The sequence below is a fragment of the Lactococcus sp. EKM203L genome, from assembly GCF_011800585.1.
GTDB lineage: Bacteria > Bacillota > Bacilli > Lactobacillales > Streptococcaceae > Lactococcus > Lactococcus lactis.
In genome coordinates this window covers 1-221 of record NZ_JAALEQ010000073.1, presented here as the reverse complement: position 1 = coordinate 221, position 221 = coordinate 1, and the positions used below count along the sequence as shown (strand labels likewise).

The following is a 221-nucleotide window of genomic DNA, read 5'->3' as shown; positions in this document are numbered from 1 at the left end:
GGTGGAACTACTGTATGTGACAGAGATGAAGCTGACTACAAACCATTTTCGTTTATTAACTTAGTTCATGAAATTGTGAAAGCTAGTGAAGATACCACAAAATGGGCAGCACAAGACGCTGTAGCAGCGAACACTCAAGACTATGATACAGCTTTAACGAATTTAAAAGCAGTAGACTTCAAAAACTTAGAATATTTAACCTTATTTTATGGCACAAACGA

Annotated in this window: 1 protein-coding gene; it reads left to right on the top strand. The window is 36.2% G+C overall.

Going from position 1 to position 221, the window contains the following annotated elements:
- Positions 1 to 221 (top strand): hypothetical protein (locus HFD15_RS14145; RefSeq protein ID WP_167593843.1); only part of this gene is annotated, 221 nt, incomplete at both ends.